Genomic DNA, 15354 nt, shown 5'->3' with positions numbered 1-15354 from the left:
GATGCCACTGTACCGCTGAAAAGCACGGCTCTCTGAGGGACATACCCGATTTTGTTATGGAGTGCCTGCTGCTTATAGTTTCTGACATTCACACCATCCACGAGCACCTCTCCCTCGGTCACATCGTAGAAACGGGGAATCAGATTGATCACGCTGGTTTTGCCGCTGCCTGTTGCGCCAATAAAGGCAACCGTCTCGCCCCGTTTCGCCGTAAAGCTAATGTTGCGAAGCACAGGCTCATCCGCGTCCGGATATTTGAAGCTGACATTACGGAATTCAACCTGACCCATAACGCCCTCTTTTCCAGCCGTCTCATGCCCGTTCATGATGCTGGATTTGGTGTTCAATACCTCCATGATCCGTTTGGCAGAAATCGAAGCGCGAGGCAGCAAGAAGAAAATCATACTAACCATCATAAAGGCCATGACCACCTGCATCGCATAAGACGAGAATACGACCATATTGGAGAACAGTGCAATGCGGTCCGGTACGGCCGTCCCGTTAATCAGGTAAGCGCCGATCCAATAGATAGCGACACTCAGACCCGACATAATAAAGGTCATACCCGGGCCAATCATCGCCATTAACCGGTTCGCAAACAGGTTTGTATTCGTCAATTCGACGTTGGCCTGTTCGAACTTCTGCTCCTGATACTGATCTGCATTATAAGCGCGCACCACTCGAAGTCCGGTCAAATGCTCACGTGTTACCCTGTTCAGATTATCGGTGAGACGCTGGATTCGCTGGAAACTGGGGAGAGCGAAAATAACAATAACACTTAGCATCAGGATCAGAACAGCCACGGCCGCTCCTGTAGAGGCGGTCCACTGCCAGTTTTTATCCGCAATCTTCACAATAGCCCACACGGCCAGTATCGGTGCCTTGATGATCACCTGGAGTCCCAACGCAACGATCGTTTGAATCTGGGTAACATCGTTCGTGGTGCGGGTGATGAGGCTTGCCGTCGAAAAGCTGTTCATCTCTTCCATTGAAAAGGATAAGGTCTTATCAAACACCATCGCACGCAGACGCATGGCCAGCCCTGCCGCCACCTTCGCCGCGAAGTAGCCTACAATAATAGATGCAACCATACTGCCGACGGCACACAACAGCATGTAACTGCCGGGAATCAGCAGTTCCGACATAGGCGTTCCTTCCGTTTGCAGCTTGGTCGTAATTTCCGCCATATAATCAGGCAGCTTCAGATCAAGCCATACCTGCACAACAATGAAAGCCAGGCTGCAAAGCACGAGCATCCATTCATTTTTCTTGAGATATTTGAATATCTTCAGCATTCTGTTGCTCTCCTTTTATCTGAAAATCTTAGGTGTTTGATGCAATTTAATGCATCCTGCATGCGACCTGCACAGGAATTCAGCTTTTAGAGACAATAAGCTTAATGAGTCGGATAAATTCTGTGGCATCCTGTTCGTCCAGCTTGCGAAGAATGCTCTCGGTCCAAGCGATTCCTTCATTATACTTGTCAATCATAAATTGCTTGCCTGAATCCGTAATGAATACAATCACCTTCCGTTTGTCGGTGACATCAGTACGCCGTACAACCAGACCTTTCTTCTCCAGGCTCTTCAGCGCCGTTGCTACCCGTCCCGTACTGACAGACAAGTATTCGCTCAAGTGGCCCGAGGTAACCCCGTCCTGATTGAAATTCAGACAGATGAGAATCCCCATTTCACCACGTGAGAAGTGCCCTCGTTCCTCTAATGCCGGTTTGCGCGATTTGACAACATACTCGAACAGTTCTTTCGCTAATGTCTTATAATCCAATGGTCACAACACCTTCTAGCTTTTATCTTATACTATAAGATAATAATGATGCCCGGGTAAAAAGTCAATTCGAGAAAATATGGAATAAAAGAAGCATCCATGACCATGTTTCACGGGAATACATTGAATGGGATCGATGATCTGGCAAAAAGAAGCACGTTCGGCCGATTCGTGTCGTCTACCAAGTGATTGAATGTTACAATGGAAGCCGATGGTCAGATCCTGGAGGGACGATTCCGATGCATATTGAACTCAGTCGCAATAGCAGTGTCAAATTATATTTACAAATTGCCAAAACATTGGCGGACCGTATCCAGTCCGGACTGCTGCCTCAGGGTACTAAGCTTCCCTCTGTCCGCCATTTGTCCAGTCTGCTTTCCGTTAGCCCTGTAACTGTAAGCAAGGCGTATGCGGAGCTGGAATCCATACATCTTGTGGTGTGTACACAGGGAAAGGGATGCTATGTAGCCGAACCTTCTGTGTCATTGCATCGTGAGGAGGCGCTGGATTTATCATGGCAAATGTCGCTGATTGATTACTTGCCGCGTGCACAGTTGTGGAGAAACTTTAATCATAGCCGTCAGGTTCCCTATTCATTTCATATTGCGGCAGTTCAGCCAGAACTTCTTCCCACTCGTGAAATCATTAACGATACCCGACGTTTATCCTCCGAAGATCCCGATGCGATGGCTGTTTACGGCACCTTCGAAGGGGATGTAGAACTGAGGGAAGTATGTGCAGTTCACCTGAGCGAACGTGGAATCCGTACTGAAGCAGAACATCTGCTTGTGACAAGCGGCGCCCAGCAGGGGATTGATCTTGTGGCGCGTACGTTCGTTGGTCCTGGTGACGTTGTCTATATGGAGGCTCCTACGTATACGGGTGCGATTGATGTATTCACCAGCCGAGGTGCCAAGGTGGTCATGATTCCGATGGATGAGCAGGGCATGCGCATGGATATCCTGACACGCCTCCGTGACACTCATCCTCCAAAGCTGATCTATACGATACCTACCTTTCATAATCCCACTGGAATAACCTTAACGACGGTCAGACGCATGCAACTTCTGGATCTGGCGCAAAGTTATCATTGTCTGATCGTCGAAGATGATCCGTTTTCTGATCTGTACTACAAAACAAAGCCGCCGCTTCCCATCAAGGCGCATGATCTGTCCGGACATGTGATTTATATTAAAAGCTTCAGTAAAACCGTCGCTCCCGGCTGTCGTATCGCTTGTGTAGTGGCTACAGGAAGTGTGCTGGACCGCCTTGTGGCAGCCAAGTCAACTACGGATCTGGGAAGCCCTTTGTTGACGCAAAAAGCATTGTTACCTTTCATCAGGCATCGGCTGGATAACCATCTCGTCTCGTTAAGAGATCAAATGCAGGACCGTCTGACCACTGCTCTGCACACACTCCAGCGCTTTGCCCCTGCAGAAGTCACCTGGCAAGCACCTGAGGGTGGTCTTAATATATGGATAAAACTCCCGCCTGCTGTTGATATCGCAGAGCTGGGGCGATTAGCTGATCGGGAAGGCATATCCTTTTTACCAGGAGGGGTATGTTATGCAGGTGGTATGGAAAGTAATCATATTCGTATTTCCTTTTCATACACGGCCAAGGACACACTCGAAGCAGGATTGCGCAAGTTATGCCGCTTGCTGGGAGAACTGCTTGACCGCTCGGTCATCATGGAACGAAGGCCTATTTTGTAAGGATATTTGCAATAGGGGGTAATCATCCAATCGCAGGGAGCCCCTTCGTAATATGCTGTACTAATTCACCGAAAGGAGTTGCACATTATGAGTCATTGCCCTAACGAACCGATCGTGTGCCCGCCGATCCAATTTGTAAATCATCAATTTTTCCCACAAGTGGTGCCTGTTATTCATCCGATTGAAATTATCAACCAAGCGCACATTATACCTGTACCACACCATGTATTCCCAGTGACTGTAAAAGACCCTTCTGATCCTTGCTGTCATACCCGCAGTCATACTCGCAGTAATGGCAAGCGTCAGGTACGTAGCAGCTCTAAGCGCTGAGGGATTACAAAAAAGCAGCCATGGAGCGTACCATGGCTGCTTTTTGCCCAAACGGAATCTTTTTTACGTTTCCAGCATCTTCAAGAGAGATTTTATCTTGTCACCCAAATGCTGTGGATAAAACTGCAAAGGAACATACGGACGTTGAGCTGCTTTCAACGCCTTATATACATCGATTTGGCCATATCCGAAATATTTGTCATGCCCCGGTGTACCCAAATCAATCACGCTGTTTCTCATCAAATCCATGACCTCTTTGTTCGTCAGGTCGGGGTTGATGGAACGAACGAGGGCCGCAAGCGCTGATACATGCGGACTGGCCATCGAAGTGCCTGAGAGGGCAGCGTATTGGTTCCCCGGATACGTGCTTGCTATGCTTGCGCCGGGGGCCATAACGTCAACATAATCTCCGTAGTTGGAAAAAGAAGCCCGGTGCATGGACGCATCTGTGGCAGATACGGCAAATACTTCCGGATAGGCTGCGGGATAGCCTGGCCGTTCCGTATTATCATTTCCCGTGGCTGCGACTAATACAACATCCTTGTCATAGGCATATTTAATCGCATCGTGCAAAAATTCAGCTTGCGCATAATTACCGAGGCTCAGATTAATGACCTTGGCTCCATGGTCTGCAGCCCATATAATACCTTCTGCCACGGAATAAGTGGTCCCGGACCCGGATTGATCGAGTACCTTGACTGGCATAACCTTGTTGTACCATGTCATGCCAGCAACACCCTCGCCGTTGTTCACGAGCGCGGAAATAATACCGGCAACATGCGTTCCGTGACCGACGTCATCGTAAGGTTTTTCCTTCGGGTTGACTACGTTGTGTCCCGGTAGGATTTGGCCCTTTAGATCAGGATGGTCCATATCCACTCCCGTATCCACGACGGCTACGACTACATTTTTGCTGCCTTTGGATAGCGCCCAGCCCCGGTTGGTTTCAGTGGCCGGCAGATTCCACTGATAGCGGGAAAAGAGCAGGTCATTCGGAATAGAGACATCCGAAGCTTTTACGGGTGTTTTTTCATTAGTCAGATACATGTAGTGAGGTTCTGCATATATCGGGTTCCACTTCTGCGAGAAATATTGCTTTAGCTCTTTGAAGTTCATGTTATTCGAATGAAACACATACGTATAACCGAGCTTTCGGCCTGGCTCACAGTTCAAATCTGCTGCGATCTCTCGCAATTGCCGTTGATCAGGATTGTGGCGGAAGCGAACGACGATTTCATTTTCAAAATAATGGCTCGCATTTTCATTGTCATGACCCGTCTTGACGGTAATATCGTGTAGTGTGTCGGGATGTACAGATTCGATTTTGTAGCTGCCTTCCTTCGGATATGGGATCAGGCGCAGGTTTTTACGCTGATGCTTTTCCACGTCACGAAGCACTTGCTGACTGACCAGCGCGGCAACGCCGTATGTCCCGTCAGTCGATGGCTCTGCCATGACAAAATATTTTCCACCCTCCGCCTGAAAAGCAGCGGACTCGTAAGATTTGTTTTGCAGGACGGAACGGCGAGCCGCAGCCAGGCTGTTTTTGACTTGAATGTGATTAAGCAGACGAGGTTGTGCCTTGCTGCCTGTGTAGGTAGTGCTCTTCCCGTCACGTGTATTGATCCACTGTAGCGTGTGAAGATGACTGTGCGACTGCTGAAGCTTGCGGGCAAAATGCTTTTTCTGATCATTAGTTTTATCATTCAGTTCTCGCATTACGTATTCAATATCCTGCCTGGCATCCATGCGAGTGATGGTATCCGTAGCGGACAAGTCCAAAGCCAACATTCCTTTTTTGAGCTGCTTTTCCTGCTGTGGCACCATTTTTGCCGTATATTCGGGCTGTGGTGTGTGGCGGTGATCTCGGGAAGGCAGCATCAGGGTGATGATAAGCACCCCGGCGGCTGCTCCGATCAGGGGTTTTAACCATTTTTGCCGAGACATGGGACCGTCCTCCTTGGGAGTTTATGAATTTATGGTTTAGCGTGAGAAGGTTGGCATGTTTTTATACCTTTCAATCCTTATTTGTGTTAGGATAAATACTGAAAATTACAGCTCTTTCGGTTAAGAAGGATCTATTTTCGGGTAACCAAATTGATGAACAAGCAACAAATAAGGGGGAGCTGCATTAATGTCAGCAGTCAACGTACAAAAATTATGTGAGTCGGCGCAGGAGAAACTGAAATCTGCCGTGGAACGGGTGGAAGCATTCCTTAATGAGCATGCACTGCCGGAGCTGGCTGTGGATCGCAGTGAGGAGTCCGTACTCTTTTACAAAGGCTTTTTGTCGGATCTCCGCCATGTCCTTGTTTTTTCCGAAATATCTTATGAAAAGCTGGGTGTGGCTTTGCGCCGTGCCAACTTTGACGTCGATTTTGCGGAAAAGGCATTGTATAACGTTTACCATGACTGCGTGAACAGCTTTTTTTATCCCAAAAATGAATCTTACGCAGAGGATGGACGCTACGCTTATACGGGACAAGATGCTATACGCTTCCGTAAAACGCCAGTAACGCCTGCCCGCGAAGTGATCATGGACATTACGAAAAATTTTGAAGAATTGCGCGATGATCTTGCTTATTACGAAAGTGATTATTTGACTCAGCGCCGGATGCAGACTCGCCGTACACATGCGTAAGCATCTAGCCAGGGGATTTTTTAATTGAAAACAAAAACATATGAGACAAGCAAGCCGTTTCCTGTTTGCTTCCTGCCAGTTTGGAGGAGGTGCCGGAAACGGCTTTTTTCGTATGTCACCAACTGCCATATGCTATGTGCGCATAGGTGAACGCTACGGGGGGGACAATGAATCCGAGGTGATAATCATGAGCCAAGAGGCCAAGCCAATAGTCAAATGCAGCGTAGCCAATTGTCATTATTGGGGAGAAAACAACTTGTGCAAGGCAGATTTGATCATGATAGAAATTGACAGTCATGCCGGGAAAAAATTTGATGAAGAATATGCGGGTGAAAGCTTCAGCTCAGTCGAACGTGACCAGGCTGCAACTTCTGCAGCAACCTGTTGTCACACCTTTAGACCAAAGTCTCTGTAACAATCCATCCCGCGAATCATTACGTAATTGGAGGTGCAGTGTATTATGGAAGATCATGAAACTGATAAGCATCGAGACGAAGAGCATTTTAGCCGCGAGCGTGTGGATTATCCCCGTCGAATTCAAGAACGCTCTGCCAAGCGTCGCAACCATCAAGAGGAATATGCGGCTGAGGTAGCTCCCGGCTCACCAGCCGTGACTCGGCATAAGGACAAGGATGAGCAGCATGTCATAAGCCAAAGTGGACGTATCTCAGGCTATATCGGTCTAGCCGCAGGTATTGCCGCACTGTTTATGTGGTCTATTGTGCTGGGGCCTATTGCTGCAGTGTTGGGTTTTTTTGCTTATGTAAATGGGAACAAAACAACAGGTATTTGGTCGATCGGGCTGGGTGCGCTGGCGACATTAAGTTACTTTGCTTTTATTCCGTTTGTTCGTTGATCTCGTGAAGGCACGAAAAGCCAGATGATCGCTTGCTCAGTTCGAGTAAAATTATAAGCGATCTATTCTGTATTGACCCAGTACCATGAAGCTCCGCTGTCAATTCGACAGATGCGGAGCTTTTTTCGTTAAAAAGTATGGCAGTACATAGCAAAACGTTGTATCATAAGCAATAATGATAGGCTGTTTGGGATATAACAACTAAAGAAAGTTGGGAATGCCACATGCAAATAGATCCGCGCGTGTCCAAGGCCATAATAGATACGCAGTTGTTGAGTAATATAGGTTCCACAGCACAAACGGATACAACGGACGCTTTTTCCGGATTACTTGAGCAGGCAGGGCAGTTGGAGACAGATGATGCTGCAGCTCGTGTAAATTCAGGGGACGTTACAAGGGATGAAAATGGGTTGCTCTGGCTCCAATTGGGACCATCGAGGGGAACGACTTCCCCATTGGCGGTGTATCCTGCTTCCAGCACAGCAACTGATGGGCCGACCAAGCCTACAGCTTATGATGATTTCATTAACGAGGCCAGCAATAAATATGGAGTTCCGGTGTCGCTGATTAAAGCAGTCATTGATACAGAATCTTCGTTTAACCCGCTGGTCACTTCTTCAGCTGGAGCCAAAGGGCTTATGCAGCTTATGGATGCTACGGCCCAAGGATTGGGAGTTAGCGATGCGTATGACCCTGCACAAAATATTGATGCCGGAGTTCGTTATTTGTCTTACCAGATTAAGCGTTTTAATGGACAGGAAAATATGGCCTTGGCAGCTTATAATGCAGGCCCCGGACGGGTACAGCGATTGGGCGTGAATAGTGACGAGCAGTTGATGGCTGTGCTGAACATGCTTCCGGTAGAAACGCAAAAGTATATTACCAAAATTCAGAATGCACGTGAAAAATATACGTTTTAAGCCCTGTAGCTTATAAAGAAAAAAACAAAAATTTAATCAGACAGGTCCGCAGGTGGGATCAATATGGGGAAAGGGTGTCACTGTGTAATGCAGTGGCCCTTCCCTGTTTTGGTCTTTTTTTGTTGTAGAGGTTGCAGGGCAGAAAGGGGAGTTTCATGAAATATTTTGATTATGCAGCGACAACTCCGCCTTTTGAAGAGGTGATTACGACGATTGCTGAGGTGATGAGACGCCACTATGGCAATCCTTCCTCAATGCATCGGTACGGGGAAGATGCGGATAAGCTGCTTAAGCGTTCCCGGGAGGTTTGTGCTACAGCTTTGGGGGTGCATCCGGCGGAGATTGTGTTCACATCCGGGGCAACGGAAAGCAATAATCTCGCTATTAAGGGAGTGGCCTTGCAGTATCAGGCCAGAGGCAAGCATATCGTTACGGTGTCAACAGAGCATCCGTCCGTGTATGAAGCTTGCAGACAACTGGCAGACCTCGGTTTTGAGGTCACATCTCTGCCCGTTGATGCGGAAGGGCATGTCAGTGCCGAGCAGGTATGTGCAGCTATCCGTAAAGACACGATTTTAGTCAGCATTATGCATGTCAATAATGAGACGGGAAGGGTACAGCCGTTGCATGATATCGGAGTTGCGTTGAAGGAACAGTTCCCACGTGTACTGTTCCATGTTGATGGTGTGCAGGGCTATGGAAAGCTTCCGGTGAATATCCGGGGCTGGAAGGCTGATCTGTACAGCCTGTCCGCACATAAGCTGCGCGGTCCCAAAGGAGCCGGACTGCTTTTTGTTCGGGAAGGTCTGGAGCTTTTCTCGCTGCTTAGCGGAGGCTCTCAGGAGCAGGGATTTCGTGCAGGTACGGAAAATGTTCCACTGCTTGTCGGTATGTCCAAGGCGGTCCGGCTGGCAGGAGAACGGCAAGCAGAGGCGGCGCAGCGTATGACTGCTTGGAGAGATCGGGTAGCCGCGGAAGTGAAGACGATCCCCCAATTGCGACTGAATAGCGGGGAGGAAGCACCGCACATTGTCCATTTTTCGTATCCGGGTATGAAGGCAGAGGTGCTGCTGCATACGCTGGAGCAATTGGGCTTTGCGGTATCGACCCAATCGGCTTGTTCCTCCAAATTAGCCGAGCCTAGCCGGATTTTGCTGGCGATGGGTCGAAATGAGGCGGAAGCGTCCGGCGGCATTCGGATCAGCTTCGGGGATGAACATACGGAACAGGATATTGACGAGCTTATTCTCGCGCTTCGCCAGGCTGTGGCGCAGTTGGAATCCCTTGAAAGGTGGAAACGTTAAAATGCACTATGATATGCTGTTGCTTCGCTTTGGCGAATTTACATTAAAAGGGAAAAACCGCGCCCGTTTTGAAAAGGCGGTACTGAATCACGTAAAACTGTTGCTCAAGCCGTTTCCCGGCGCTTCTCTGCGTAAGGAATTTGGACGGATTTATGTAGTTCTCGGAGGAGAGCCTTATGAGCAGATCATTCAGGTGCTACAAAAAGTCTTTGGTATCACCACCATCAGTCCTGTTAAAATGGCTCCTGTTGAGCTTGACACGATTATTGAGACCTCTGTAGCCTTGATGCGTGAGTTGAACCCAACGGAAGGAACGACTTTCAAGGTAAATGCTCGCAGGGTGTGGAAGGGATTTGCCCATTCCTCTCATGAGATGAATCATTTGATCGGTTCGCCGGTACTGCGCGAGTTCCCAGTGTTAAAGGTCGATGTCCGCCAACCGGATATCGAGCTACGGGTGGAAGTCAGAGAGCAGGCGGCTTATATATTTAGCGATATTATTACGGCTGTAGGAGGCTATCCGTTAGGTACAAACGGCAAAGCTATGCTGCTGCTCTCGGGCGGAATCGACAGTCCGGTAGCGGGATGGTCCTCCATGCGCAGAGGATTGGAAATCGAATGCGTCCATTTTTACAGCTATCCGTTTACGAGTGAGCGTGCGAAAGAAAAGGTTATTGACTTGGCGAGGGTATTGGCGGGTTACGCGGGACGCATTAAGATTCATCTCGTACCTTTTACTGAAGTGCAGACGGCTTTTACACGCACTGGACAGGATAATCTAATCATCACGCTGATGAGACGGTCCATGCTGCGTATTGCTACGATGCTGGCGGAGCGTGAAGGCGCGCTGGCGCTTGTGACGGGTGACAGTCTTGGCCAAGTAGCCAGCCAAACTTTATCGAGCATGAATGTGATTGGGCGTTCGACGGAATTACCGTTGCTGCGTCCTCTCGTGATGATGGATAAACAGGAAATTACGGAAATTGCCAAGCAAATCGGCACATACGATCTATCTATCCTGCCGTATGAGGATTGCTGCACGTTGTTTGTTCCCAAATCTCCAACGACTAATCCGAATCTGTGGGTTGTTCAAAAGATTGAAGCCTCTATTCGGGATTTAAATACGTTGATTGAGCAGGCCGTGGCTATAACGGAGACTGTTGTTCTTGAGGCAGATGGGGCTATAAAGGGACGTAAAGAGGAAGTTGTGCAGGAGGATTGGTTTTAAAATCTCCTTACAAGTTGCATCAAAAGCTTTTTAAGATGCTACGCTTAGCGGTATATAAAAAGGCAGATCCATCGACTAAAGTCGGGTCTGCCTTGTTTATAGATGTATGAGTTTTTTCTTAAAATTATTTCAAAACCGCTTTTTTTCGGCTGGATATGGCTCTGCGGTTTTGAAGATAGCCTGTGAGCAGAATACCAGCCATCACTGTGGCAACAAACAGGATACGCAGTGCGGGGTGCTCGGTAAAGTATGGCTCCAGCTTGCGTTCCTCGGTAATCATATTGGAGGCAGTATAGCCAAGCACAGCCGAGCCCAAATAGATGATCCAGGGAAATTTGTTAATAAGCTTGATGAAAAGAGTACTTCCCCATACGACAATCGGCACGCTGATCAGCAGACCGAGTACCACCAGTATCAAATGCTGTTGGGCAGCGCCTGCGACGGCAATTACGTTGTCTAGCCCCATGGCTGCATCGGCTACAACGATGGTGCGGATAGCCCCCCATAAAGTCGTTCCGGCTTTGACTTCGGCGTGATCCTCTTGATCTACCAGCAGCTTATATGCGATCCAGATCAGCATTACACCCCCGACGAGTAACAGCCACGGCACTTGAAGCAGCCAAAGCACCACAATCGTGGCGGCTATACGAATGAGTAGAGCACCTCCGGTACCGTACAGTATCGCTTTTTTTTGCGTTTCGGGCGGAAGATTTCGGGCGGCAAGTCCAATTACAATAGCGTTATCTCCTGCAAGCAGAAGGTCAATAAATATCACATTAAGCAGTAGCCCAAAAAACTGAAATCCGGACATGTCAATCGTTCTCATCTCCCTGATTAAACAACCTAAGTTCAGTATGCTCTGTTTATGATTAATACCCGTTTTTCGGAAATACGATTCATTATATTGCTGTTTGCTACTGATTTCAAGGATTATGCTCAACAAATCTGGTATTGATTTTTAATAAATTATGGCTATTGATGAATGAAATGATTAGATTCCAAGTACACAGCATAGCCTCGTCCTATTTCGCATACAAGTAGCATGGGGGTGTTTGTACACATGGAGCATATCATTTTGCTGTTGAAAATATTAATGATCAATTTGGTGTTAAGCGGTGATAATGCGGTTGTTATAGCCATGGCGAGCAAAAACTTGCCTGCAAGGCAGCGGAGCCAAGCAATATGGTGGGGGGCGCTCGGCGCAGTTGCCCTGCGCTGTGTGTTGACTTTTGCAGCTGTCATTTTGCTAGGCATACCCTTCATTCAGGCAGCAGGTGGTCTGCTTCTGTTATGGATTGCGTTTAAGCTACTTTATGAGAATAACGATAATATGGGAGTAAGAGCAGAAACGACCATATGGAAGGCTATACAAGTGATTCTGGTAGCGGATTTTGTGATGAGTCTGGATAACGTATTGGCTATTGCAGCACTTGCAAATGGGGACATTGCGATCATTGTCATCGGTATTGCGATTAGCATTCCAATTGTGGTGTGGGGAAGCAACATTATTGCAGTCTGGCTTCACCGTTTCCCTGTACTTGTTCTACTCGGATCTGCAATACTGGCCTTCACGGCAGGTGAAATGCTACTGCGTGATCCTAAACTGGGAGCATGGTTAGCCGGGTCTGTGGAAGTTTTACATTCATGGTTACCGGGATTACTGGCCACCGTAGTTGTAATAGCAGGATTATATCAGCAGTTGCGAGCCCGCCGTATTTGAACGTAGTTTTTTTGGAAAACATCGGCTAAACTAGACATAAGGCTTTTGCAAACGCCGGGGAATTTTCTCGGTTTTTGTAAAAACACTATAAAATCCAGCAAATAAAGGAGACTACGATGAATTCCGGAAAAGAGCGTATGATCGGATTGGGCATCATTGCCGTAGGACTGATTATTTTGTTGGGAAAACTGGGGGTCTTCTCCTTTTTGGGACGAAACTTCTGGCCCTTGCTGATTTTAATACCTGGTATTATATTGCATGCGATGTACATGATGCGTAAGGTTTCTCCCATTATGCTGTTGCCAGCCGGGATTTTGTCGGTGTACGGTTTTTTATTTTTTCTCTGTAATACATGGGGCTGGCATCTGATGGCCTATCTATGGCCTTTGTTACTGCTGGGTGTGGCGGTTGGATTATGGGAATACGCTATTAATGATATAACGCTGCCTCGCACTGTATATACAGGGAGCATGATTTTGGGACTCGTTTCGGTACTTCTACTGATTATTAGCATGTTGAGGACCGGAATGATTTATGTTGTTGCAGTTATATTGATCGGTGCAGGGATATGGCTGATGGTTAACAATCGTACCAAACGTAAATGGTGAAACGACAAGCAGTGCAAAATTTATGGCGGTAAATTACGGAACAGCCAATAATGTCTTGCTTTATGACATATTTCAACTATAATATAATGGATATGATAAGAGCGTCGGAATGTTTTCTGACGCTTATTTTAAGGTTTTCACGCGAATCGGAAAGAGAAGCTGCCTGCACAAAGCCTGAAATATACAGAGGGCTGGCAGGGAGCGGGCCTGAAGAACGATTGTTAGCCTTGGATAAGCATTACTTTCAGGATAGAGACACTATTTTGATATACGGAAAGGATATGGATACAAACCATGCATGCAAGAGAGAACATTCGCAATATTGCAATTATTGCCCACGTCGACCACGGCAAAACGACGCTTGTCGACAAGCTTCTTCAACAGTCCGGAACATTTAGAGACCACGAGGCTGTTCAGGAGCGCGCCATGGACTCCAACGATCTGGAGCGTGAACGCGGTATTACGATTTTGGCAAAAAATACAGCTATTACGTACAAAGATTATCTGATTAACATTGTGGATACACCGGGACACGCCGACTTTGGCGGCGAAGTGGAACGGATTATGAAAATGGTTGACGGTGTTTTGCTCGTCGTTGATGCTTACGAAGGTTGTATGCCGCAGACTAAATTCGTACTGCGTAAAGCGTTGGAGTCAAACCTGACGCCAATTGTTGTTGTTAACAAAATTGACCGTCCGGCAGCTCGTCCAGCCGAAGTTATTGACGAAGTACTCGATCTGTTCATCGAGTTGGGTGCGAGTGATGAGCAGTTGGAATTCCCTGTTGTTTATGCTTCAGCACTGAACGGAACATCCAGTTTGGATGCCGAAAAGCAAGATGATAACATGCAGGCATTGTACGAAACCGTTGTGGATCACATCCCAGCTCCAACGGAAAAAATAGATGAGCCTCTTCAATTCCTCGTAACACTGATGGACTATAACGAATATCTTGGCCGCATTGCAGTTGGTCGTGTAAACCGCGGTATTATCAAGCAGGGACAAGCGGTTACGGTTATGCAGCGTGACGGCAGCAGCAAATCAGCGCGTATTGAGAAGCTGTTCGGTTTCCAAGGTCTGAAACGGATTGAAACCGATCAAGCGGGTGCTGGTGACATTGTGGCTATTGCAGGGATCAAGGATATTAACATCGGCGAAACGATTGCCGATCCAAACCATCCTGAAGCTTTACCTGTACTCAAAATTGATGAGCCAACGCTGCAAATGACCTTCCTGGTTAATAACAGCCCATTCGCAGGTCGCGAAGGTAAATGGATCACATCCCGTAAACTCCGCGAACGTCTTCTGAAAGAACTCGAAACTGATGTCAGCTTGCGTGTCGATGAAACCGACAGTCCTGACGCATTTGTCGTATCCGGACGTGGTGAGTTGCATCTGGGTATCCTGATTGAAAACATGCGTCGTGAAGGTTATGAACTGCAAGTGTCCAAACCGGAAGTAATTGTGAAGGAAATTGATGGCAAGAAAATGGAGCCAATCGAACGTCTCCTCATTGATATTCCTGAAGAAAGCATGGGCGCAGTTATGGAAAGTCTGGGCTCCCGCAAAGCTGAAATGGTCAACATGATCAACAACGGCACCGGACAGGTTCGTTTGGAATTCCTGATTCCCGCACGTGGTCTGATTGGTTACACTACGAACTTCCTGACTTTGACTCGTGGTTATGGCGTAATGAACCATGCGTTTGACAGCTATGGTCCATTTATTGGTGGTCAAGTCGGTGGACGTCATCAAGGCGTACTCATTTCTACGGAAAATGGAAGCACTACATTCTATGGAATGATGGGTGTAGAGGATCGCGGTATTCTGTTCCTGGAGCCGGGTACTGAGATTTATGAAGGTATGGTCGTCGGAGAGCATACACGTGATAATGACATCGTTGTTAACATTTGTAAAGAGAAGCAATTGACGAACGTCCGCTCTGCAACAAAAGACGATACCGTAAAACTTAAAACGCCTCGTATCTTCTCTTTGGAACAGGCGCTCGAGTATTTGAATGATGATGAGTATTGTGAAGTTACACCTAATGCTATTCGTTTGCGCAAAAAGATTTTGAACAAAAGTGAGCGCGAGCGTGCAGAAAAACAACGTAAAACAGCACAAGCAAATTCGTAATTGATTGGATTGGTTTTGGCCACAGCGGCGACGCCCGGCAACGGGATGCGCCGCTGTATCTGTTTTAGGATTGTAAACTTGGAGAAAGTTTTATTTCTCAAAACGCAGGAA

15 protein-coding genes are annotated in these 15354 nt (G+C 47.5%); 11 read left to right on the top strand and 4 right to left on the bottom strand.

The features are described 5' to 3' along the window. A partial coding sequence (locus tag QD47_RS22390; protein ID WP_044648206.1) for an ABC transporter ATP-binding protein occupies positions 1 to 1295 on the bottom strand: 1295 nt, incomplete at its 3' end. Between the two features lie 79 nt (positions 1296 to 1374). Further along, positions 1375 to 1785: a MarR family winged helix-turn-helix transcriptional regulator gene (locus QD47_RS22385; protein WP_044648205.1), complete on the bottom strand. Its 411-nt coding sequence runs from the start codon at positions 1783 to 1785 to the stop codon at positions 1375 to 1377. A 239-nt stretch (positions 1786 to 2024) separates the two neighbouring features. Between QD47_RS22385 and pdxR the strand changes: the two genes are divergently transcribed. Next, complete coding sequence (gene pdxR / locus QD47_RS22380; protein WP_044648204.1) at positions 2025 to 3500, top strand: MocR-like pyridoxine biosynthesis transcription factor PdxR; 1476 nt, start codon at positions 2025 to 2027, stop codon at positions 3498 to 3500. An 87-nt stretch (positions 3501 to 3587) separates the two neighbouring features. Next, complete coding sequence (locus tag QD47_RS31070; RefSeq protein WP_082067272.1) at positions 3588 to 3830, top strand: hypothetical protein; 243 nt, start codon at positions 3588 to 3590, stop codon at positions 3828 to 3830. A gap of 63 nt (positions 3831 to 3893) precedes the next feature. On the opposite strand, the gene QD47_RS22375 is transcribed toward QD47_RS31070, so the two are convergent. Continuing rightward, the gene (locus QD47_RS22375) at positions 3894 to 5777 is read right to left on the bottom strand and encodes a S8 family peptidase (RefSeq protein WP_044648203.1); all 1884 of its coding nucleotides are present in this window, start codon (positions 5775 to 5777) and stop codon (positions 3894 to 3896) included. A gap of 187 nt (positions 5778 to 5964) precedes the next feature. Between QD47_RS22375 and QD47_RS22370 the strand changes: the two genes are divergently transcribed. From QD47_RS22370 to thiI, 6 genes are all read left to right on the top strand, one after another. After that, positions 5965 to 6471, top strand: a complete 507-nt coding sequence (locus tag QD47_RS22370) for a YpuI family protein (protein ID WP_044648202.1) — start codon at positions 5965 to 5967, stop codon at positions 6469 to 6471. A 187-nt stretch (positions 6472 to 6658) separates the two neighbouring features. Continuing rightward, entirely contained in the window at positions 6659 to 6886 is a 228-nt protein-coding gene (locus QD47_RS22365; RefSeq protein ID WP_044648208.1) for a DUF1540 domain-containing protein, read from the top strand. A 45-nt stretch (positions 6887 to 6931) separates the two neighbouring features. After that, positions 6932 to 7327: a hypothetical protein gene (locus QD47_RS22360; protein ID WP_044648201.1), complete on the top strand. Its 396-nt coding sequence runs from the start codon at positions 6932 to 6934 to the stop codon at positions 7325 to 7327. Positions 7328 to 7551: 224 nt separating this feature from the next. Next, positions 7552 to 8247 carry a lytic transglycosylase domain-containing protein gene (locus QD47_RS22355; RefSeq protein WP_044648200.1) on the top strand — a complete coding sequence of 232 codons (696 nt, stop codon included), beginning with the start codon at positions 7552 to 7554 and terminating at the stop codon, positions 8245 to 8247. Positions 8248 to 8402: 155 nt separating this feature from the next. Continuing rightward, entirely contained in the window at positions 8403 to 9551 is a 1149-nt protein-coding gene (locus QD47_RS22350) for a cysteine desulfurase family protein (RefSeq protein ID WP_044648199.1), read from the top strand. A 1-nt stretch (position 9552) separates the two neighbouring features. Next, the gene (gene thiI, locus QD47_RS22345) at positions 9553 to 10779 is read left to right on the top strand and encodes a tRNA uracil 4-sulfurtransferase ThiI (RefSeq protein ID WP_044648198.1); all 1227 of its coding nucleotides are present in this window, start codon (positions 9553 to 9555) and stop codon (positions 10777 to 10779) included. A gap of 124 nt (positions 10780 to 10903) precedes the next feature. Here thiI and QD47_RS22340 read toward each other — a convergent pair whose 3' ends face one another. Next, the gene (locus QD47_RS22340) at positions 10904 to 11590 is read right to left on the bottom strand and encodes a TerC family protein (RefSeq protein ID WP_235332333.1); all 687 of its coding nucleotides are present in this window, start codon (positions 11588 to 11590) and stop codon (positions 10904 to 10906) included. A 249-nt stretch (positions 11591 to 11839) separates the two neighbouring features. Here QD47_RS22340 and QD47_RS22335 point away from each other — a divergent pair, with 249 nt between their 5' ends. From QD47_RS22335 to typA, 3 genes are all read left to right on the top strand, one after another. Then, the gene (locus tag QD47_RS22335) at positions 11840 to 12499 is read left to right on the top strand and encodes a TerC family protein (protein ID WP_044648196.1); all 660 of its coding nucleotides are present in this window, start codon (positions 11840 to 11842) and stop codon (positions 12497 to 12499) included. A gap of 116 nt (positions 12500 to 12615) precedes the next feature. Further along, entirely contained in the window at positions 12616 to 13107 is a 492-nt protein-coding gene (locus QD47_RS22330; protein WP_044648195.1) for a hypothetical protein, read from the top strand. Positions 13108 to 13401: 294 nt separating this feature from the next. Then, a complete protein-coding gene (typA, locus tag QD47_RS22325; RefSeq protein WP_044648194.1) occupies positions 13402 to 15243 on the top strand; it encodes a translational GTPase TypA in 1842 nt (613 codons plus the stop codon). Positions 15244 to 15354 lie beyond the last annotated feature (111 nt).

Origin of the sequence: Paenibacillus terrae, from assembly GCF_000943545.1 — a bacterium.
Lineage (GTDB): Bacteria > Bacillota > Bacilli > Paenibacillales > Paenibacillaceae > Paenibacillus > Paenibacillus terrae_A.
Note: the sequence above shows the minus strand (reverse complement) of the source record. Positions and strands in the feature narration are given on the sequence as shown.